At 60.6% G+C, this 20,993-nt stretch carries 21 protein-coding genes; 14 read left to right on the top strand and 7 right to left on the bottom strand.

What is annotated here, in order from left to right:
* The first annotated feature begins 112 nt into the window (after positions 1-112).
* On the top strand, positions 113-850 hold the full coding sequence (gene dpaA, locus C2E15_RS05150; protein WP_104956415.1) for a peptidoglycan meso-diaminopimelic acid protein amidase: 738 nt from the start codon (positions 113-115) through the stop codon (positions 848-850).
* On the opposite strand, the gene C2E15_RS05145 is transcribed toward dpaA, so the two are convergent.
* Complete coding sequence (locus C2E15_RS05145; protein WP_104956414.1) at positions 821-1,588, bottom strand: class II glutamine amidotransferase; 768 nt, start codon at positions 1,586-1,588, stop codon at positions 821-823. The two genes, dpaA and C2E15_RS05145, sit on opposite strands and share 30 nt — an antisense overlap.
* A gap of 179 nt (positions 1,589-1,767) precedes the next feature.
* Positions 1,768-2,349, bottom strand: a complete 582-nt coding sequence (lpcA, locus tag C2E15_RS05140; RefSeq protein ID WP_104956413.1) for a D-sedoheptulose 7-phosphate isomerase — start codon at positions 2,347-2,349, stop codon at positions 1,768-1,770.
* A 222-nt stretch (positions 2,350-2,571) separates the two neighbouring features.
* On the opposite strand from lpcA, the gene fadE reads away from it, so the two are divergent.
* The 3 genes from fadE to C2E15_RS05125 all read left to right on the top strand — a co-directional run bounded on the left by fadE (position 2,572) and on the right by C2E15_RS05125 (position 6,006).
* Positions 2,572-5,019, top strand: coding sequence for an acyl-CoA dehydrogenase FadE (gene fadE, locus C2E15_RS05135; protein ID WP_104956412.1), 2,448 nt, complete (start codon positions 2,572-2,574; stop codon positions 5,017-5,019).
* A 298-nt stretch (positions 5,020-5,317) separates the two neighbouring features.
* On the top strand, positions 5,318-5,647 hold the full coding sequence (locus C2E15_RS05130) for a type II toxin-antitoxin system RelE/ParE family toxin (RefSeq protein ID WP_104956411.1): 330 nt from the start codon (positions 5,318-5,320) through the stop codon (positions 5,645-5,647).
* A 77-nt stretch (positions 5,648-5,724) separates the two neighbouring features.
* The gene (locus C2E15_RS05125; protein WP_174705712.1) at positions 5,725-6,006 is read left to right on the top strand and encodes a helix-turn-helix domain-containing transcriptional regulator; all 282 of its coding nucleotides are present in this window, start codon (positions 5,725-5,727) and stop codon (positions 6,004-6,006) included.
* Between the two features lie 45 nt (positions 6,007-6,051).
* Here C2E15_RS05125 and mtnK read toward each other — a convergent pair whose 3' ends face one another.
* Entirely contained in the window at positions 6,052-7,251 is a 1,200-nt protein-coding gene (mtnK, locus tag C2E15_RS05120; RefSeq protein WP_104956409.1) for an S-methyl-5-thioribose kinase, read from the bottom strand.
* Between the two features lie 107 nt (positions 7,252-7,358).
* Here mtnK and mtnA point away from each other — a divergent pair, with 107 nt between their 5' ends.
* Complete coding sequence (gene mtnA, locus C2E15_RS05115) at positions 7,359-8,390, top strand: S-methyl-5-thioribose-1-phosphate isomerase (protein ID WP_104959087.1); 1,032 nt, start codon at positions 7,359-7,361, stop codon at positions 8,388-8,390.
* Between the two features lie 280 nt (positions 8,391-8,670).
* Here mtnA and C2E15_RS05110 read toward each other — a convergent pair whose 3' ends face one another.
* From C2E15_RS05110 to C2E15_RS05100, 3 genes are read right to left on the bottom strand one after another with little or no spacing between them, the layout of a single operon-like run.
* Positions 8,671-9,213, bottom strand: coding sequence for a 1,2-dihydroxy-3-keto-5-methylthiopentene dioxygenase (locus C2E15_RS05110; RefSeq protein ID WP_104956408.1), 543 nt, complete (start codon positions 9,211-9,213; stop codon positions 8,671-8,673).
* Entirely contained in the window at positions 9,210-9,899 is a 690-nt protein-coding gene (mtnC, locus tag C2E15_RS05105; protein ID WP_104956407.1) for an acireductone synthase, read from the bottom strand. The genes C2E15_RS05110 and mtnC overlap by 4 nt, the downstream gene beginning before the upstream one ends.
* On the bottom strand, positions 9,896-10,510 hold the full coding sequence (locus C2E15_RS05100; RefSeq protein ID WP_104956406.1) for a methylthioribulose 1-phosphate dehydratase: 615 nt from the start codon (positions 10,508-10,510) through the stop codon (positions 9,896-9,898). The genes mtnC and C2E15_RS05100 overlap by 4 nt, the downstream gene beginning before the upstream one ends.
* A gap of 143 nt (positions 10,511-10,653) precedes the next feature.
* On the opposite strand from C2E15_RS05100, the gene C2E15_RS05095 reads away from it, so the two are divergent.
* The 9 genes from C2E15_RS05095 to C2E15_RS05055 all read left to right on the top strand — a co-directional run bounded on the left by C2E15_RS05095 (position 10,654) and on the right by C2E15_RS05055 (position 19,657).
* Positions 10,654-11,814 carry a pyridoxal phosphate-dependent aminotransferase gene (locus C2E15_RS05095; protein ID WP_104956405.1) on the top strand — a complete coding sequence of 387 codons (1,161 nt, stop codon included), beginning with the start codon at positions 10,654-10,656 and terminating at the stop codon, positions 11,812-11,814.
* Entirely contained in the window at positions 11,802-12,569 is a 768-nt protein-coding gene (locus C2E15_RS05090) for an amidohydrolase (protein WP_104956404.1), read from the top strand. The genes C2E15_RS05095 and C2E15_RS05090 overlap by 13 nt, the downstream gene beginning before the upstream one ends.
* A gap of 254 nt (positions 12,570-12,823) precedes the next feature.
* Positions 12,824-13,507: a thermostable hemolysin gene (locus C2E15_RS05085; protein WP_104956403.1), complete on the top strand. Its 684-nt coding sequence runs from the start codon at positions 12,824-12,826 to the stop codon at positions 13,505-13,507.
* Positions 13,504-15,069: an AMP-binding protein gene (locus C2E15_RS05080; protein ID WP_104956402.1), complete on the top strand. Its 1,566-nt coding sequence runs from the start codon at positions 13,504-13,506 to the stop codon at positions 15,067-15,069. The genes C2E15_RS05085 and C2E15_RS05080 overlap by 4 nt, the downstream gene beginning before the upstream one ends.
* Entirely contained in the window at positions 15,066-15,974 is a 909-nt protein-coding gene (locus C2E15_RS05075) for a TauD/TfdA family dioxygenase (RefSeq protein WP_104956401.1), read from the top strand. The genes C2E15_RS05080 and C2E15_RS05075 overlap by 4 nt, the downstream gene beginning before the upstream one ends.
* Before the next feature lie 11 nt (positions 15,975-15,985).
* Complete coding sequence (locus tag C2E15_RS05070; RefSeq protein WP_104956400.1) at positions 15,986-16,885, top strand: hypothetical protein; 900 nt, start codon at positions 15,986-15,988, stop codon at positions 16,883-16,885.
* Positions 16,886-16,894: 9 nt separating this feature from the next.
* Positions 16,895-18,259, top strand: coding sequence for an MFS transporter (locus C2E15_RS05065; protein ID WP_104956399.1), 1,365 nt, complete (start codon positions 16,895-16,897; stop codon positions 18,257-18,259).
* A 16-nt stretch (positions 18,260-18,275) separates the two neighbouring features.
* The gene (locus C2E15_RS05060) at positions 18,276-19,058 is read left to right on the top strand and encodes an AraC family transcriptional regulator (protein WP_104956398.1); all 783 of its coding nucleotides are present in this window, start codon (positions 18,276-18,278) and stop codon (positions 19,056-19,058) included.
* A 110-nt stretch (positions 19,059-19,168) separates the two neighbouring features.
* A complete protein-coding gene (locus C2E15_RS05055; protein ID WP_104956397.1) occupies positions 19,169-19,657 on the top strand; it encodes a hypothetical protein in 489 nt (162 codons plus the stop codon).
* On the opposite strand, the gene C2E15_RS05050 is transcribed toward C2E15_RS05055, so the two are convergent.
* Entirely contained in the window at positions 19,649-20,965 is a 1,317-nt protein-coding gene (locus C2E15_RS05050) for a nucleobase:cation symporter-2 family protein (protein ID WP_104956396.1), read from the bottom strand. The two genes, C2E15_RS05055 and C2E15_RS05050, sit on opposite strands and share 9 nt — an antisense overlap.
* Positions 20,966-20,993: the final 28 nt, after the last annotated feature.

The raw sequence follows: 20,993 nt of genomic DNA, 5'->3' as shown, positions 1-20,993 counted from the left end.
AAAAAATAGACAGTGATAATGTTGCGCAGCGATAGCGGAATGTTCCGATTATGCAAGTCACAGACGCCGTCGGGCGTTGCAGTTTAACCCCCTCATTATCAAGGGAAAAAGAATGGGCAAAATCGCACTGTTGTTTGCGATGATTCTTTTGCCGGCCCTCAGCATGGCAAGCGCCCCGGACCCAGTGCAGCCACTGGCGCCGGTCAGCAAAGAGTTAAAGAAGCAGTTATTAGGCACGCCGGTTTATATTCAGATTTTCAAAGAAGAGCGCACGCTGGAACTTTACGGCAAGATCGGCAACGAGTTCCGCCTGCTCGACAGCTATCGCATCTGTAATTTTTCCGGCGGGCTGGGGCCGAAGCGCCGTCAGGGCGATTTCAAAAGCCCGGAAGGGTTCTACAGCGTCAGGCTAAATCAGCTGAAGCCGGACAGCCGCTTTTACCGCGCGATCAATATCGGTTTTCCTAACCAGTACGATCGCCAGCAGGGTTATGACGGGAAATTTCTGATGATCCACGGCGCCTGCGTCTCGATTGGCTGTTACGCCATGACCAACGCCTATATGGATGAGATTTTCAGCTATGTGAACGCCGCGCTGCGCAACGGCCAGCCGGAAGTGGAAATCAGTATCTATCCGTTCCGCATGACCGAAAGCAATATGCAGCGTCACCGCAACTCTTATTACGCCAGCTTCTGGAAAGAGCTGCAGCCGGGCTACGCTTACTTCGTCGAGCATCGCCAGCCGCCGATGGTGGCGGTCAATAACGGCAAGTATGTGCTGAACGGCGCGCCGGTCAGCGGCACCCCTGCCGCCTCGGCGTCATTCCTGGCGCTCTCCAAGGCAAAATAGTTGCCACTCGCCTGGCGCGATACGGTGCCAGGTTTCATTGCCGGTTAGCGGCTGAGTGGCAATCACCGTGACCACGTCGTTCGGCGTGGTCTGCTTCTGAAAGTCTATCTCCACATCCTGATCCAGCAGCTTCGCTTTGCCGAAGGGCGCACGCCGCGTAATCCAGAACAGATTGGTCGAACAGTAGGCCATCAGGTAGCGGCCATCCGACAGCAGCATATTGAATACCCCCTTCTGACGCAGCTCTCCCGCCAGCTCGGCGATATAGCGGAACACCGCCGGCCAGTTGCCGGGCGTGCGCGGATAGCGCGTCGCCAGCTTGTGCAGCAGCCAGCAGAACGCCTTTTCACTGTCGGTCTCCCCTACCGGACGAAAGTTGCCGGTCTCCAGCCGACGATAGCCGCTAAGCTGGCCATTATGGGCGTAGGTCCAGTGGCGTCCCCACAGTTCGCGGGTAAAGGGATGAGTATTTTCCAGCGATACCTGCCCGCGGTTCGCCTGACGAATATGCGCCACCACCGAACAGGATTTGATCGGATACTCCTGCACCAGCCGCGCAATCGGCGAGTTATAGCTGGGCTGCGGATCTTTAAAGGTGCGGCAGCCCTTATTTTCATAAAAGGTGATGCCCCAGCCATCTTTATGCGGCCCGGTGCCGCCGCCGCGCTGCACCAGACCGGTAAAGCTGAAACAGATATCAGTTGGAACGTTGGCGCTCATTCCGAGCAATTCGCACATAGTCGGGGCCTCCGGCACGGTTTAGCGACGATTATAACCAATCAGAGGGCGCCAGGCAGCGGGAACGCATGCGCTATTTTCAGGAAAGGAAAGCGGAAAGTACCCGAAAGAGAGGCGCGGGCGGCGCCGGGAAAACGCCGCGCCGGGGAGGACGCGGCGGCGTAATCGACCAGCGGCGGTTACTTTTTCTCCATCTCTTTTTCGATCAGCAGCATCAGGATATGGATCACTTTGATATGGATCTCCTGAATGCGGTCGGCATAGCCGAAATGGGGCACGCGGATTTCGATATCGGCGCTGCCCGCCATTTTGCCGCCATCCTTGCCGGTCAGGGTGATCACTTTCATCCCCTGCGCGCGCGCCGCGTCAATCGCCTTGATGATGTTCGCCGAGTTGCCGGAAGTGGAGATGCCCAGCAGCACATCGCCCGCGCGGCCTACCGCCTCCACGTAGCGCGAAAAGACGTAGTCGTAGCCAAAATCGTTGCTAACGCAGGAGAGATGGCTGACATCGGAGATGGCGATGGCCGGATAGCCAGGGCGGTTTTCGCGATAGCGTCCGGTCAGCTCTTCGGCGAAGTGCATCGCATCGCAGTGGGAGCCGCCGTTACCGCAGGAAAGCACCTTGCCGCCCGCCTTGAAGCTGTCGGCAAGCAGCACCGCAGCACGCTGGATCGCGTGAATATTCGCGTCTTCGCTCAGGAATTTATTTAGCGTATCCGCTGCTTCGTTAAGTTCTGAACGAATAATATCCTGGTACATAGGGATGTCCTTTGGATGAGAAAGAGTCAGCGCAAGTTTACCGGAATGGCAACAGGCCGCAAAGCGTTGCGCTGTGAAGTGAGCGATTTGACCAATCATGCGGCCGGAGTGTGAGCCAGGTTGTAATTATTATGTTATGCAATTGCTAAACATCCTGAACTGCTCTAAATCTGTACACAGACCAACAGGTCAGACCTCTTACTTCTGATGGAGCGGTTCATTATGATGGTTCTTTCTGTTCTGGCGACGCTGGCGTTAATCGGCGCGCTTTTCTGGCATCGCGTTTCGCTGCGCCTTAGCAGCGTTATCCTGCTGCTGTGGACAGCGGCGATGGCGCTGTTCGATCTCTGGACCCCGTGGATGCTGCTGCCGCTGGCGCTGATCCTGCTGCCGTTGAATCTGACGTCGCTGCGCCGCTCCCTGTTTTCCGCCCCAATGCTGCGCACCTTCCGCAAGGTGATGCCGCCGATGTCGCGCACGGAGAAAGAAGCGATCGATGCTGGCACCACCTGGTGGGAAGGCGATCTGTTTCGCGGTAATCCCGACTGGAAAAAGCTGCATAACTATCCGCAGCCGCGTCTGACCACCGAAGAGCAGGCATTTCTCGACGGCCCGGTGGAAGAGGCGTGCCGTATGGCGAACGATTTCCAGATCACGCACGAGATGGCCGATCTGCCGCCCGAACTGTGGGCGTATCTGAAAGAGCATCGCTTCTTCGCTATGATCATTAAAAAAGAGTATGGCGGACTGGAATTCTCCGCCTACGCGCAATCGCGCGTGCTGCAGAAGCTGGCGGGCATCTCCGGCATTCTGGCGATCACCGTCGGCGTGCCGAACTCGCTCGGCCCTGGCGAGCTGCTGCAGCATTACGGCACCGATGCGCAGAAGGATCACTATCTGCCGCGTCTGGCGCGCGGCGAAGAGATCCCCTGCTTTGCGCTGACCAGCCCGGAAGCGGGCTCCGATGCGGGCGCCATTCCCGATACCGGCGTGGTCTGTATGGGCGACTGGCAGGGCCAGCAGGTGCTGGGCATGCGTCTCACCTGGAACAAGCGCTATATTACGCTGGCACCCATCGCTACCGTCCTCGGTCTGGCATTTAAGCTTTACGATCCGCAACATCTGCTGGGCGATACTGAAGAGCTGGGCATTACCTGCGCGCTGATCCCAACCCATACGCCGGGCGTCGAGATCGGCAAACGTCATTTCCCGCTGAACGTACCGTTCCAGAACGGCCCAACGCGCGGCAAAGATATCTTCGTACCGATTGATTACATTATCGGCGGCCCGAAAATGGCCGGCCAGGGCTGGCGGATGCTGGTTGAATGTCTCTCTGTGGGACGCGGCATCACCCTGCCCTCTAACTCAACCGGCAGTGTGAAAAGCCTGGCGCTGGCCACCGGCGCCTATGCGCGCATTCGTCGTCAGTTCAAGGTCTCTATCGGCAAGATGGAAGGGATCGAGGAGCCGCTGGCGCGCATCGCTGGCAACGCCTATGTCATGGATGCCGCCGCTTCCCTGATCACCTACGGCATTATGCTCGGCGAAAAACCGGCGGTACTGTCGGCAATTGTGAAATATCACTGCACCCATCGCGGCCAGCGCGCCATTATCGATGCAATGGATATCGCCGGCGGCAAAGGGATTATGCTCGGTAAGAGCAACTTCCTCGCCCGCGCTTATCAGGGCGCGCCGATCGCCATTACCGTAGAAGGTGCCAACATCCTGACGCGCAGCATGATCATCTTCGGCCAGGGCGCTATCCGTTGCCATCCTTATGTGTTGCAGGAGATGGCCGCCGCCGAGCGCAACGACCTGCCCGCTTTCGACCGCGCGCTGTTTAGCCACGTCGGCCATGTCGGCAGCAATCTGGTGCGCAGCCTGTGGCTTGGCATTACCGGCGGCTATACCAGCGCCTCACCGACGCGCGACGCTACACGCCGTTACTATCAGCATCTGAACCGCATTAGCGCCAACCTGGCACTGCTGTCAGATGTTTCAATGTCGGTGCTGGGCGGCAGCCTGAAACGCCGTGAACGCGTGTCGGCGCGCCTGGGCGATATTCTCAGCCAGCTTTACCTCGCCTCGGCGGCGCTGAAGCGCTATGACGATGAAGGCCGTCAGGCGGCGGATCTGCCGCTGCTGCACTGGGGCGTGCAGGATGCGCTCAACCAGGCGGAAAATGCCATTGACGATCTGCTGCGCAATTTCCCGAACGCGGCCGTCGCGGCGACGCTGCGCCTGGCGATTTTCCCTGCGGGCCGTCACTGCCGCGCGCCATCGGATCGTCTCGATCATCAGCTGGCGAAGCTGCTGCAAACGCCCTCCGCCACGCGCTCCCGTCTGGGACGCGGCCAGTACCTGACGCCTGGCGAACATAACCCTGCCGGCCAGCTGGAAGCCGCGCTGCAGGATGTGATGGCGGCGGAAGCGATCCACGATCGTCTCAGCAAGCAGCTGAAGAAGCATTTGTCGTTTACCCGACTGGATGAGCTGGCGCAGCGCGGCCTGCAGGAAGGCTGGATCAACGCGCAGGAAGCCGAAGTGCTGAAACGCGCCGAAGTCAGCCGCCTGCGTTCGATTAACGTGGATGAGTTCGAGCCGGATGCCCTGGCGACTCAGCCGGTAAAGCAAGAACAGACGGCAATCCGTAAAATCGAAGCCGCCTGACAGCCCATAAAACAGAGGGAGCAATACGCCGCGCTGGCGAGTGAAGGTGGGAGACCGGATGTTCAGCAGCGCGGCCCGCAAGGCCTGAGCGTTTACGCTCAGGCCTTTTTTATGCGGGTGTCGGGCAAAGCGTCTGGTGTGGCCGTCAGCCCATAGGTTGACCGTTTTTACGCGGGCTTTTATATGCCTTAACAAGGATGACAGGATGGCAAGAACGATCGCATATAAGAGACAAAACCGCTTGCCTCCTTGTCTTTTATAACGGACATTAGGGGCTCCTTAAGGATGAGGGCGGAAAATGTATCACTTAATCATTTACCAAACGTCAGAAGGAAAGCAGCCTTTCAAAGCGTGGCGTGACAAGCTGAGGAAAAAAGATCCACGGGCCGTTTTAAAGATAAACTCAACGTTGGATAAAGTGGAAAACGGCAATTTTTCCGATCACAAGTTTGAGCGCAGCGGCGTATGGGAAATAAGGATCAACTATGGGCCAGGCTATCGTCTCTATTACTCGGTGGAAAATGGCAAAATAGTTCTCCTGCTCATCGGTGGAGATAAAACCACCCAATCGCGTGATATCGCTAAAGCGGTTGAATATCTGAAAGATTACAAAGCGAGGACGAAATGACAGTAAGCAGTAAAAAAGGAGCCGCCGCCGGTGAGACGCTCAGGCAAGATTTTCCGCCAGCGGTGGACTATAACGACATGCTAATCGCGGAGCTGCGCGAAGACCCGGCATATGCTGAAATCTATTTACAGACGGCGCTTGAAGATATTTATGAGCCTGGCGGCGTAGCGGCCTTTCTTACTGCGTTACGTCGTGTCATCGAAGCGCGCGGCGGCATAGGAGAGATAGCGAAAAAATCCGGCCTCGGCCGCCAGAACATCTATCGCGCGCTCTCTGAAAACGGCAACCCGACCATCAAAACGCTAACGGAAATTACGCGCGCAGCGGGTGTTCGTTTAGTTCCCGCCCAGCGGTCATAAAAAAACGCGCCTTGCTAACCGCAGGGCGCGCTTCCTGACAGGCGCTTAGCCGTGCTGACGGATACGGGCGATCAGCGTATCGACGCTATCGATATTGGCCGCGGCGACAATCAGCGCCCTGCCCAACCCAATCGCATGACGCACGCATTCCGCGTGCATTACCGGATCGGGGATATTTTTCATATCGGCAACGTGCGACATGCCAACGGTACGGCGAATCAGCTCGGTGCCGCAGTAGCCGATACTGTCGGCAAACACCTTCTTAAGAAACTCACTGGCGTAACCGGGCCAGGCCAGCGCACGGTCGCGGGTTTTCTCCGTCGCCAGCGCCTGAAAGCGTTCGGCAAAGGTTATCCACACTTCACGTACGTCCGTTAAACGCTGCTCGCGCGCGTCGGCGGCTTCACGCGGCGCCAGCAGCCCCGGCAAGGCGCAGTAGTTTAGCAGCAGGTTGCCCAGCGCAGTGCCGATGTCAAAACCCATCGGCCCAAAGTAGCCGAACTCGGCGTCAATCGCCTTCAGGCTGCCGTCGGCAACGAAGATCGAGCCGCTGTGAATATCGCCATGCAGCAGCGCTTCGGCGTGGGCGAAAAAGCGATGCTTCAGCCCCGCCACCTCGCCACGCAGACGGTCGTCGCTGCGTAGTTGATTCACGTCAGCTTCCAGCGCCGGCGGATAGCTGTTGCGCGGATGCGCTTCATAAGGATCGGTGAAAAAGAGATCTTCCGTGATTTCGCACATCTCGGGATTGATAAAGCGCGCTACCTGCGCCTTTTTCTGGTGGGGATGCAGGTAAAAATCGGAGGTATGAAACAGCGTTTGCGCCAGATACTCGCCCAGCTGCCGCGCCGCCTGCGGATAGTAGCGCCCCTGCGTCAGTTCGCCGCGCCAGATGCGATGGCTGGAGAGATCCTCCATCACCATCACCGCCAGCGCCGCGTCGTAATGCAGTACCCTGACCGTATGCTGCGGGCAGTGGCGATAATGTTCAATCAGGGTTTCTGCCTCCAGCCGTGCGCGATCCAGCGTCAGTGGCCAGGATTCGCCAACGCAGCGGACATAGGGCAGCGCCTGTTTCACCACAATACGGCTGTGACCGTCACGATCGAAGATTTTAAATACCAGATTAAGGTTACCGTCACCAATCTCTTCGGCGTCCACCAGCGAAGACGCATCGCTCAGTCCGCTAAATTGTTGCGCATAGGCCACCGCATCGGCGGCAGTGAACGTCCGGTATTGCGACATGATCCGTTTCCTCTGCAAATCTGTAGTAAAAGCCGTTCAGACGTCTATACTTCCGTTTCGCATGTTGGCACAATACACAGCATTAACGCAACATGGATTTCACCCTTATGCAAACTCTTCATACCACCAGTCTGCGGGTGCGTGATAACCAGCTCTGGATCCTCGATCAGCAGGCGCTGCCGCAGCAGCAAAACTGGCTGGACGCCAGCAGCGTGGACGCGCTGGTTGGCCATATCCACGCGCTGCGCGTGCGCGGCGCACCGCTAATCGGTCTCTCTGCCAGCCTGCTACTGGCGCTGCTGGCGGAAAACGGCATGTCGCGTGATGCGCTGTCGCAGGTGCTGACGGTGCTGCGCGCGGCACGTCCTACCGCGGTTAACCTGATGAATAATCTGGATCGCATGAAGCTGGCGCTGGCACAAGAAAACTATGTCGCCGCCCTCGGCACGGAGGCGCTGCGCCTGGTGGAAGAAGATAAAGCGCTGTGCGAGGCCATCGTGCGCGCCGGCAGCGAGCGGGTGCCGCGCGGCAGCCGGATTTTGACGCACTGCAATACTGGCGGCCTGGCGACTGCCGGCGTCGGCACCGCTATCGGCGTGATTGCGCGTGCCTTTGAGCAGGGAAAGGTAGAGCAGGTATGGGTGGGTGAAACGCGTCCGCTACTACAGGGCGGACGGCTGACCGCCTGGGAACTGGGTGAGCTGGGTATCCCGAACCGCTTGATCTGTGATTCTATGGCGGCGGCGCTAATGGCGCAGCAGCAGGTAGACGCCGTCTGGGTCGGCGCCGATCGCATCGCCGCCAACGGCGACGTAGCGAATAAGATCGGTACCTACAGCCTGGCCGTACTGGCGCGTTATCATCATATTCCGTTTTATGTTGCCGCGCCGCATACCACGCTGGATCGCCATTGTCCCGACGGCAGCGCCATCCCTATCGAGCAGCGCACCGCCGCCGAAGTGACCGGCGTGGCCGGCAGTTTTGGCCAGGTGCAGTGGGCGCCGCAGAATGCGCAGGTGTGGAATCCGGCGTTCGATGTCACCCCGGCGGCGCTGATCAGCGGCTGGGTGCTGGATACCGGCGTGGTGACGCCGGAAGCGGTAGCTGCCGGTTGTTTCCAGCCTCTGGCAGGCGTTTAGCCGTAACGATAAGCGGATGCGCGCCGTCCGGCGCTACAGGTTCCGGGTTCAACACTCAGATCCCACAGGGGCGCCGGCCCCCTCAAACAGGCGATGCGTAAACGGCAGGCCGGGGCACGCTGATGAAAACGACAGTGGCCCTGTTGGCCAGGGCGCACTGGCTAACACCTATAGCCGGGGCACCCTGACAAACATCACCGTGGCAGCATCGGCTGAGACAATCTGACGAAACGGCAGGAGATCATGACGCGGACGGCGGCGGCCGCCCGCGCGGCTAGCGTCAGGGCAGACGCGGGTAGGTTACGGCGATCGGATCGCCGGTAAAGTTGGCGATCCAGCCTTCCTGATTATCGAAAATACGGATCGCGGTGAAGTGCGGCTGCGATCCCATATCAAACCAGTGCGGCGTGCCGGCTGGTACGGAGATCAGATCGTTCTTCTCGCACAGAATCTGATAAACGCGCCCTTCCAGATGCAGGCAGAACAGCCCTGCGCCCTCGACAAAAAAACGCACTTCATCTTCCCCGTGGGTATGCTCCGAGAGAAATTTGGTGCGCAGCGCCTCTTTTTGCGGATTATCGGCGCGCATGCTGATCACATCCCAGCTCTGATAGCCCTTTTCCGCCACCAGCCTGTCGATAGCGTGCTGATAGGCGCCGATTACCGTTTCCGCATCGGGATTTTCGCCCAGTTCGCGATCCGCCTGCCAGCGTTCAAAGCGGACGCCGCGCGCGTTCAGCTGCTCGCGGATCGCCTCAGGATCGGTGCTGTGCCAGATTGGCACCGTGGTTTCTGTCTCGGTATAAATGGTTAATTCACTCATAAGGAAAACGGCTCCAGCTTAATCTGATCAAAACGGTTAACCTGGCGATGGGTACTGTCATTATCCGCTTCGCCGCGAATCAACTGCAGGGTATGCCACCCGGCCTGCTGCGCCGCATCCAGCTCCTGGCGAATATCGGAGAGAAACAGCAGCGCTTCGGCAGGCAGGCCAATCTGACCGGCAATGTTCTGGTAAGCGCTCACCTCGCGCTTGGCGCCGACGCGGGTGTCGAAGTAGCCGTTAAACAGCGCCGTAATATCGCCGCAGTCGCTGTAGCCGAACAGCAGCTTTTGCGCCGCAACCGATCCAGAAGAATAAACGTACAGGGAAATCCCCTGCTCGCGCCACTTTTTTAATGCGGGCAGCACGTCGGGATAGAGATGGCCGGTAAAGTCGCCGTTCAGATAGCCGCTGCGCCAGATCATGCCCTGCAGCGCCTTCAGCGCGGTCGATTTCCGGTCTTCATCCATAAAGCGATAGAGCGTGGAGATCAGCGCATCGATGTCAGCCTGCGGCTGCTCAGTCTCGCGCCGCAGCGCATTCAGCGCGTCGGCCACCTCTGGTTGATTCTGCTGCGCCCGCACGAAGTCCGCCAGATGTTGGCGCGCCCAGGGAAACAGAACGTGATGCACAAAGCGGATATCGCTGGTGGTGCCTTCAATATCGGTGACAATCGCGCGAATCATGTTTTCTCCAGCAAACGACGTTGCATTTCACAGTTAAACAGAAACTCCAGCCCTTCCAGATGGCGGCGCGCCTCCTGCACATCTTTGCCCCAGCAGGTAAGGCCGTGGCCGCGCAGCAAAAAACCGTAGCGCAGCGGCTGGCGTTGCGCATACGCTTCGATGCGTAACGCCAGCGCGTCGATATCCTGATCGTTATCGAACAGCGCAATGGCCACCTGGTCAAGATGGCTGCGCTGTCCGGCGAGGCTTTTTTGCATCTCATAGCCCTGCAGCTGCAGCGCCGGGCCTTTCTCCACCCGCGACAGCACCGTGCTGTTAACGCTGTGGGTATGCAGCACCGCGCCCGCCTCGGGAAACAGGCGGTAGATCAGCGTATGCAGCCCGGTTTCGGCGGAAGGCGTGCGCCCGGCAGCGGCCTGCCCGGTAGCGATTGATACCTCGATAAAATCGTCGGCGTTCAGGCTGCCTTTATCCTTGCCCGATTCGCTCAGCAGGCAGATCCCGTCGCCGGCGCGCACCGACATATTGCCGCCGGTGGCGGGCGCCCAGCCCTGCTGTCCAATCCAGTGGCAGGCAGCCACCAGCTGCGCCAGTTGCGGAGTTACCGTCATCGTATTCCTTATCTCTGAGTCGCTGCAGGAGAAGCGTGTTTAGACGTCTACCCGTCTTGATTGCTAAATACTAACATCATGATTATAGTGGCTCAACACAGCCGTAACATCGGGCCACGATCCATTCTGAAGGTGAGCCATTTATGTCATGTAACCCGTTGATTCCAGAAAGTAAGCTACCCGCGCTGGGCACCACGATTTTCACCCAGATGAGCGCGCTGGCACAGGCGCACAACGCCATTAATCTCTCGCAGGGTTTCCCCGATTTTGACGGGCCGCACTATCTGCAACAGCGGCTGGCGTACCATGTCAGCCAGGGCGCCAATCAGTATGCGCCAATGACCGGCGTGCTGCCGCTGCGCGAGGCGATCGCCGATAAAACCGCCGCGCTGTACGGCTGGCGTCCTGAGGTTAATGATGAGATTACCGTAACCGCCGGCGCCACCGAGGCGCTCTACGCGACGATTACCGCGCTGGTACGGCCGGGCGATGAGGTGATCTGTTTCGATCCCAGCTATGACAGCTACGCGCCGGCTGTCACCCTGGCGGGCGGTGTGATGAAGCGCCTGACGCTGCAGCCGCCCACCTTTGGCGTCGACTGGCCGGCATTTGAGCAGCTGTTGTCGTCGCGCACCCGGCTGGTGATCCTCAATACGCCGCACAACCCCTCCGCGACGGTCTGGCAGCAGAGCGATTTCGCCGCGCTGTGGCAGGCGATCGCCGAACGGCCGATCTACGTGCTGAGCGATGAAGTTTATGAACATATCTGCTTCAGCGAGACAGGCCATCACAGCGTGCTGGCACATCCGCAGCTGCGCGCGCGCGCCGTTGCCGTCTCATCGTTCGGCAAGACCTACCATATGACCGGCTGGAAAGTGGGCTACTGCGTTGCGCCACCTGCGCTGAGCGCGGAGATCCGTAAGGTGCATCAATACCTGACCTTCTCGGTGAATACCCCGGCGCAGCTGGCGCTGGCAGATATGCTGCGCGCCGAGCCGGAGCATTATCGTCAGCTGCCTGACTTTTACCGCGCGCGCCGCGATCGCTTTGTACAGGCGCTGGGCAACAGCCGTTTCGAGATCCTGCCGTGCGAAGGCACCTATTTCTTGCTGGCGGACTATAGCGCCATCTCCGACCTGGAGGATGTCAGCTTTTGCCGCTGGCTGACGGAAACGGTAGGCGTGGCGGCGATCCCACTGTCGGTGTTCTGCGCGGACGCTTTCCCGCACCGCCTGATCCGCCTCTGTTTCGCCAAGCAGGAAAGCACCCTGCTCGCTGCGGCGGAGCGCTTATGTCAGATTTAACGCTCACGCTGCTGCAGCAACCGCTGGCCTGGATGGACGGCGAAGCGAACCTGGCCCATTTCGATCGCCTGCTGGCGCCGCTGAGCGGCCGCGACCTGATTGTGCTGCCGGAGATGTTCACCACCGGCTTCGCCATGGAGGCGGCGCAGCAGTCGCTGCCGCAGGAGCGGGTGGTTGCCTGGCTGGCGGATCATGCGCGTCGGCTTAATGCGATGGTCGGCGGCAGCGCCGCGCTGCAAACGGAAAAAGGGCCGGTAAACCGTTTTCTGCTGGTGGAACCGGGCGGCCGCCTGCACAGCTATGACAAGCGGCATCTGTTTCGCATGGGCGATGAGCATCATCACTATGTCGCCGGCGAGCGGCGCGAAATTATCGCCTGGCGCGGCTGGCGCATTCTGCCGCAGATCTGTTACGACCTGCGCTTTCCGGTCTTCTCTCGCAGCCGCAACGATTACGATTTGGCGCTCTACGTGGCGAACTGGCCGGAGGCGCGCAGCCATCACTGGCAGGCGCTGCTGATGGCGCGCGCCATCGAAAACCAGGCGTACGTGGCGGGCTGCAACCGCGTCGGCGAAGATGGTAAATCGCTGCGCTACAGCGGCGACAGCCAGATTATCTCGCCGCAGGGAATGATCCTCGATCGCGCCGGGGCGCATCAGCCCGCCATCCTGAACGCCACGCTATCGCTGGAGACGCTGAACGGCTACCGTGACAGCTTTCCGGCGTGGCGTGACAGCGATCCTTTCACCCTCTGATCGCGTTTTCCTCCGCCGTCGGCGCGCACCGCGCCGACGGCGGGCTGCACTCCTCCCCACGGTCCGCCCCGTTCACGCTTTTTCCTGCTGATTAAGACACTTTTTTTACAGTGAGACGCTTTCCGCCGATTTGTCCACTTTTCCGCGCCTGTTGTCCGTTTCATTCGATATATTGTCATAGCTGAACATATTCCGAATGATAAATACAACTTATCATTCCTCACGGTTATCACCCACTGTGAGGCAAAACTGGAATGAGTAGCTTCTTACATAAACAGCAGCATATTGATATTTTTTCGACGCAGCTGGATATTATTCGCCGTGATGACGACACGGCTGAAGAGGCGCGTCAATATATTGCCAACATCTATTATAAAAACTACCGCGCGACGATTAATCCTGATCCTGACATTATTATCGCCAGTCGTAATAAAGAGACGGCGGCATTAATCGCCTGTACCGGCATTTCCTTTGTATCACCTACACAACCTCTGTTTTCCGAACGCTATCTCTCTGCCCCGCTGGATGAAACCATCCTGCGGCAAACCGGCCATACGCTGGCGCGCCATCAGGTGGTTGAGATCGGTTCGCTCGCCTCTGATAACCCTGGCGCTGCCGCTGATTTAATTCGTTTAATGCTGATTATCGCCTGGTTTATGGGGAGCAAGGCGATTCTCTGCACCTCCACCCGCCGCCTGCGCAAATTACTGGCGTTCCATCAGGTGCCGTTTTGCATGCTGAGCGAGGCGTCGCCGGAAAAACTTTCGCCGGAAACGCGCGCGGCCTGGGGAAGCTATTATGACCAGGCGCCACAGACCGGCGTTATTTTACTCGAACAGTGCGGCCATCTTTTTAATCACTTCTGCGGCCGGCTGGTTTTCTCGGAATTTGAGCATATCGCCCGCTCCGCGCTCTCTTCCGCTCAGGTGGCAGCATGAATATTCTTAATGAATTTGTTTCACAGGCGCAGCGCCGTCCGCACGCTGCGGCGATTATCCAGCTGCGTCAGGGCGATAACGGCCACTTTGAAGAAGAGGTGCGCTGCAGCTATCTGGCGCTGCTGGAGGAGGCGCGCCAGCTGGCCGCCAACCTGCAGGCGCAGGTCGGCGTGCGGGCGCAGGTCGGCATCGTGATGGGCAATACGCCGGAGTGGGTGCTGGCGGATATCGCGCTGCTGCTGGCAGATCTGGTTGAAGTGCCGGTGCCGCTGGCCTTTTCCGGCGAGCAGGCCGCTTTTCTGCTGCAGAACTGTCAGGCGGTGCTGACTGACGCCACCGGCGCGCAGCGTCTGACCCAGTGGCAGGCAAACGGGCTGCAGCTACAGGCGGCGATGCTCTCTGTCACGCTGGGCGAAACGCCGCGCCATGCAACGCCGGTGGTCACGCATCCCGCCGACGGCGCGCAGGATGGCGTGATTAAAATCATTCATACCTCCGGCACCACCTCCCAACCCAAAGGGGTGATGATTCGTCGGCACGGCCTGGATGCGCTGGTCGACGCGCTCTGGCAGCGCGCCCTGCCCGATGACTACCAGCGCTATCTGAACCTGGTGCCGCTCAGCCTGCTGATTGAGCAGGTCACCGCCCTCTATATGCCGCTGACTTCCGGCGGCGCGGTGGTGATGCCGCCCGCCGATATGCCGCCGCTCGGCCATCCTGGCGTAACGGCGGCGCAGCGCCTGACGCTGATCCGCGCGGCGCGCCCCAGCGCCATGACGCTAACGCCGGCGCTGGTGGAAGCGCTGGCGGAACGCGCCGCCGGCCACGGCGACCGTCCTGGCCTGATGTCGGCGCTGTTTGGCCGGGAGGCCGCACCGCTGCTGGCGGCGGGTGGCGCGCCGGTCGCCGTAGAGGTGCTGCAGGCGCTTAACGCCCGCGGTATCCCGGTCTATCAGGGATATGGCCTGAGTGAAAACAGCTCGGTCGCCACCTGGAACGCGCGCGGCGCCAACCGCATCGGCACGGTAGGCAAACCGCTCTCCCATGTCGAGGTGAAGATCGCCGACGACGGCGAACTCTGCCTGCGCAGCAGCTCGCTGTTCGCCGGCTATTCCAGCGAAGATCCCAGCAGCTGCGCGATTGATGACGAGGGCTGGCTGCACACCGGCGATCTGGCGACCCAGGACGCGGACGGGTTTATCTCTATCGTCGGGCGCAAGAAAACGCTCATTATCACCGCCAATGGCCGCAATATCTCCCCGGAGTGGCTGGAGAGCGCTTACCGCGCCGTTCCTGGCGTGCAGCAGGTGATCGTTTATGGCGACAGGCAGCAGTTTCTCGGCGGCCTGTTCGTGGTGGACGATATGCGCCAGGCGCCCGCTATTCGTCAGGCCATCGCCGCTTATGCACGTGAACACCTCAACGAAATTGAATTTATTCCCGCACCGGTGCTGGTGCCGCATAGCGCGGAGATCATGGCGTGCCTGTTTACCGTCACCGGACGCCCGCGTCGCAACGCCGTTAACGCTTTCTTAGCCCAACATGAGACTGTGACAGCATGAATATTCGTGAAACTGCCCATACCCGCGTCGGCGGCCTGATTGTCACCTCGCTGAATGAAGGCGACGTGAACCTGTTATCGAAAACCTACTTGCTGACGCAGCTGGCGGAGCATGGTTATCTGGTGCTGCGCGGCTTTCAGCACAGCATTGACCAGTTTTCACAACTGGTGCGCCACACCAGCGGCCGGATAAGTCTCGATCCGGCGCGCAGCTTCAGCGGCGATACCGCGCAGAAAGTCGATGCCGGTTACGATAAAGTCGGCCTGCACTGTGAAAACGGCAACAGTCCCTTCTGGCCCGATCTCTGCTGGTTTTACTGCCAGCAGGCGCCAGCGCAGGGTTCACAGACCACCGTCTGCGACGGCAAGCAGGTTTATCAGCACCTCAGCCCGGCGGCGCGCGCTGCGTTCAGCGCGCAGGAAATTGTCTATTCACGACGGGTAGAAGAACAGAAGTGGAAAACCTACGCGTTCCACGCGCTGGCGGCACAGGAAAACGCGCCAGCCAGCCTGGAGGAGACCACGCTGGATCACCTGCTATCGCTTACCGCGGGATGCGCCGGCGCCCGCATCACCCTTAACGACGACGGCGCGATCCGCTATGCGTTCCAGACGCCGGCCATCCGCGCCAGCCGCCTCAATCCGGCGGAGCGCCACAACTTCGCCAACAGCCTCTTCGGCCCGTCGAATCACTACGAGAAGCCGGTGATCACCTTCGCCAACGGCGACGATATTCCCGCCGATCTGCTGGCCGAAGCGGACGCCGTCTGCGATCGCTTTACCTTCGATATCGGCTGGCAGCATGGCGATATCGTGTTGATCGATAACACCCGGGTGATGCACGGCCGCCGTCGCATCGAAGACAAAGCCCGCACCATTTTCAACGCGCTCTCTTACCTGGCCTGACGGAATGCATCATGACTGATTTCAAAAGCATCAACCAATACGCACACCTTAACTATCTGCATCCTAACCGCATGCCCTGGGAGCAGGCCGCCACCGACAGAGAGCTGGATTTCCTGTCGCGCGCGCTGGTCGGCGAAGCGGGCCAGGAAGATAAGGCGGTGGCCTATCTCTATAAGGAGCTGGCGCAGCTGGCGGAAATAGAGATGCACGTCGCCACGGTGATGACCCGCATCCTGTGCGAACTGCAGGCGGAATCGACGCCGTTTAAAGCGGGTGACGGCCTCTATCACGCCGTCTCCTGCTTCGCCTCGGAGGAGATCAACCACGCCAACAGCTTCTATCAATATGTGCGTCATCTGTCAGGGCGCGATATCAAGCTGGAGAACAACCTGTTCGCGGAGCGCGTGGCGCTCTACAGCGATAACGACGCACCGCTGATCAAGCTGGCGGCTCTCTGCTCCACCGCCTACGTCGGCGAATCGATCATTACGGTGTTTGAGCGTCGCCTGAAGGTGCTGGACCCGATGCAGCGCAGCTTCCTTACGCAGCTGCTGCACTTCCACGGCCTGGACGAGGCGCGCCATATTCAGTGTGACCACGCCATCTTCGCGCAGATTATCCCCACCTTCAGCGCGGCAGAAAACCGACGTATGCATCAGCTGGTGCAGGAGACGGAGGCGTTGAATACCCAACTGGCGATCGCCAGCGCCGAAACGGTGAAAGCGGCGTTCGATCTCGATTACGCCGAAGGCAATATCGCCGCCAGGACACAGCTGGATATGACGCTGCGTTTTCGCGAGATCGTGCAGTCCGGCGAGGCGATCCGCAATGTCGATGACTATATGGACCAGGAAACGGCGGCTATTGTGCAGCAGTTTTCACAGGCCTCGCGCGTGCATACCGCCTGGTAAGGAGAGAGGATGAAAGAGACCACTTTAGCGCTCGCCGCGGCGCTGCCTAAAAAAAACAGTGTCGGCGTGCTGGCGGTGATCGTCGCCCTGTTTCTCGCCGCGGTGGACAGTACTATCGTCAGTACGGTGCTGCCGACCATCAGCCAGCAGCTGGGCCATCCGGCCCTCTGGCCCTGGGTGATGTCCGCTTTTTTACTGCCGGTGGCGCTGGTAGCGCCGTTGGCCGGTGCGTGCGGCGACCGGCTTGGCGTCTCCGCCACGCTGAAAGCGTGCCTGTTGATCTTCCTCGGCGCCTCGGCGCTGGCGGCGGTCAGCGCCACCATGCCGATGCTGATCCTGGCGCGGGCGCTACAGGGCGTCGGTGCCGGCGGGATTATCGTGCTTTCCTATTCGCTGCTGGCGGCGCTGTTCGATGCGGAACGGCGCGGCAAGATGCAGGGCATGCTGAGCGGCGTCTGGGGATTATCCGCTATCGTCGGTCCGCTGCTCGGCAGCGCGCTGGCGGCGACACTTGGCTGGCGGGCGATCTTCTGGCTGAATATTCCGCTCGGCCTGCTGGCGCTGCTGCTGCTGTTTATCGCGCCGGCGGTGAATAAAGGGACGGGCAAGGCGCGTCTGGACGTGCCGGCGCAGGGAGCGCTGATCGTCGCCGCCTGCTGCCTGTTGTTGCTGAGCGCGCGGCCGGAAAGCGGCTCGGCCTTCGTCTGGATGCTGACGGCGGGCTTACTCGTGGGGCTGCTGGCGCTTATCGCCCGCGTGCGGCGTCAGCCGGAGAGCAGCCCAATCCCGCTGCCCTTTTTTCAGCGGCGCACGCTGTTTCCGGTTATCGTGCTGGTGCTACTTTCCAGCGCCGGGCTTTATGCTTCGGTGACGCTGCTGCCGCTGGCGCTGAGCCAGCAGCCGACCGACGTTTCGACCGGCCTGCTGGTCATGCTGGCGGCGCTGGGCTGGGTGGCGGGCGCGGCGGTCTGCGGCGCGAAGCTGGCGGCGGCGGGCTACCGGCGCATGGCGGCCGGCGGTATGCTGCAGCTGGCGGCCGGCGGGTTGCTGATGGCGTGGGCCATCACACAGCAGCAGCCGTGGCTGATGGCGGCGGCGCTGCTGCTGACCGGTCTGGGCATGGGCTTTACCGCTACCGCCACGCTGGTACTGGCGCAGAATGCCGCGCCGCCGGAACGCCTCGGCGCCTGGACCGCGACGGTACAGTTTTTACGCAACCTGGGCGCGGCGCTGGGCGTTAATATTCTGGCAACGGTGCAGCTGCATCTCAGCGGCCTGCACGCCTTCCCGATCTGTTTTATTATCCTTGGCGTCAGTATGCTGGTAGGGTTGCTCTTTACCCTGTCGCTGCCCCGCGCTTACCCGGCGAAATAGCCATAAAACAGAACAGATGGATACCGTGACGTTAAACAATGACGCGCTGATTATCGAGCGCGTGCTGGAGCAAATCGCGGCGAAGGAGAATGAGCCTCACCGCCATCCGCTCGGCCAGTTTGTGCTGGTAAAACGCGGCGTACTGCACGGGCATACGCCGGAGCAGCACTGGCTGATGAAGCCGGGGATGGCGGTCTGGATCCCGCCGGACACCGTTCACTGGGGAGAGGCCTATAGTCGCGTCGATCTGACGGTGCTGTATATCGCGCCGACACTCTGCGGCTCCTTCACTTCCCACGTGAAGTTGATTGATACCTCGTTTTTGATCTCCGCCCTGTGCGAGCGGCTGGCCGACGCCAGCGCGCCGCTGACGGAAACGCGCCGCAACAGCATGCTGCAGCTGCTGTTCGAAGAGATTGAAGAGAAGCCCGCCAGCAACCTGACCCTGCCGCTGCCGCAAGATCTGCGGCTGAAAAAGCTGACCGACAGCCTGATTGCCGATCCCGCCCAGCGCCTGAGCCTGGCGGAATGGGGCCACCGCGTCGGCGCCACCGAACGTACGCTGGCGCGCCTGTTCCGCAAAGAGACCGGGCTGCGCTATACCGACTGGCACAACCGCCTGCTGCTGGCGGTCGCCTGGCAGGGACTGGCGAATGGCGCCTCTAACGAACAGCTGTCGGTGATGTTGGGCTTCTCCTCCGGCGACTCGTTCGGCCACTGGTTCCGACGCGTGGCGGACAGCTGTCCAGGCCAGGTACGCAGGCACCTGCAGGATCACCGGCCCGGCACCACGACGTAACGCCGCACATTGTCCGTTTGGTTCGATAAGATGTGTTTTGTGAACATTCTTAGAGCCACCCGCCTCCAGTAAAGTAGCGCCTGTCCCTGAAACGACTGGAGGAAATTGCATTGAGTTATGACGTCATCAAAATGGTTCACGCCCTGGCGGCGGTGGCGGCGACCGGCCCGCTGCTCTTCGCGCCCTGGCTTTCCGCACGCCTAAAGCGCTGCCAGTCGGAGAACGCCGCGCTGCTGCTGCAGGGCCTCGATGTGACCGACCGCTATTACAATATCGCCGGCTGGATATTGATGCTGAGCGGCATCGGTATGTTCTGGCTGCATGACTGGCACCGGCTTTTCCAGATCTGGTTTTTGCTGAGCGTGGCAATTTTCGTTATCGATTCGCTGGCGGAGAAGCGACTGCGCGACCCGGCCAACACCGCGCTCGCGACGCTGCGCCCCGGCGACGCGGAGTGGAGCGCGAACGTGGCGCGCCTGCATAAGGCGGTAGTGGCGCAGATGATCTGCACCGCCGCCATTCTGATGGTGATGCTGCTGCACAGCCAGCTGGATATCAACCTGCTGACCGTGGCGCCTTTCCACTGGGGCTCAGCTTAAAACGCGTTTCGGCAGCGGATTAAACAGCGCGTTCAGCGTCACCGAGACCAGACAGGCGGCGCTGATGCCGGAGTGAAACAGCGTCTGTACCCAGCCAGGAAAACGGTCGTAAAAGCCCGGCATCACCACCGGAAGGGTGCCGAAAGCGAGCGCGGTGGCCACAATCACCAGATTCATATTGTCTTTGTACTCTACCTTCGCCAGAGTACGGATGCCGCTGGCGGCGACGGTGCCGAACAGCACCACCCCGGCGCCGCCCAGCACCGGCATTGGGATCGCGGCAATGACGCGCCCCAGCACCGGCAGCAGCCCAAGCAGGATTAAAATGACCCCGCCCGCCGCCACCACAAAGCGGCTTTTGATGCCGGTCATCGCCACCAGGCCAATATTCTGGGCGAAGGCGCTCTGCGGGAATGAGTTAAACAGCGGCGCCAGCGCGCTGGTCAGCATATCGGCGCGCAGCCCGCGCGCGATGCGCGGCTCATCCACCGGCGTACCGATAATCTCGCCGATCGCCACCAGTCCGGCGGTGGTCTCCGTCAGCAGTACCAGCACAATTAACACCATCGACAGGATCGCCGCCGCATCGAACTGCGGCAGCCCAAAATGCAGCATGCCCGGCAGCGCGAACAGCGGCCCGTGCGCCACGCTGCTGAAATCCACCTTGCCGGCCAGCGCCGCCAGTAGCGTGCCGAACGCCATCGCCAGCAGCACCGCCAGCCGCCGAATCCCGCCGCCGCCTACCTTGCTCAGCAGTAGCACCGTCGCCAGCGTCAGCGCCGCCAGCCCGATATTCTCCGGCGCTCCCCAGTCCGCCGCTTTAGGGTTGCCGCCCATTGCCCAGCGCGCCGCCACCGGCATCAGCGACAGCCCGATCGCCGTGATCACCGTGCCGGTTACCAGCGGCGGGAAAAAACGGATCACGTGAGCGAAGAACGGGGCGATCAGCAGGCCGAACAGCGAGGCGCCGATAATCGCGCCCGCCACCACCGGCAGACCGCCAGGCCCGGCGGCGATGCCCACCAGCGTGGAGACGCTGGCGAATGAGACGCCCTGCACCAGCGGCAGCCGCGCCCCCAGCCCCGGCAGCCCTAAAGATTGCAGCAGCGTCGCCGCGCCGCTGACGAACAGCGCCGCAGTGATCAGCAGGCCGATATCCGCCGCAGAGAGGCCCGCCGCGCTGCCGATAATCAGCGGCGGCGCGATAATGCCGCCGTACATGGTAAGCACATGCTGCAGTCCCCAGGCGAAGGTTTTTCCCGCCGGGTAACGCTGGTTTTCCGGATTGACGCGGTTCTCATTCATCATGGTTGCCTTCTGCGGTTGCGGGCGTCCG

The sequence above is a fragment of the Mixta gaviniae genome (assembly GCF_002953195.1).
Lineage (GTDB): Bacteria > Pseudomonadota > Gammaproteobacteria > Enterobacterales > Enterobacteriaceae > Mixta > Mixta gaviniae.
The sequence above is the reverse complement of the archived record's forward strand: the minus strand, read 5'-3'. Positions and strand labels throughout refer to the sequence as shown.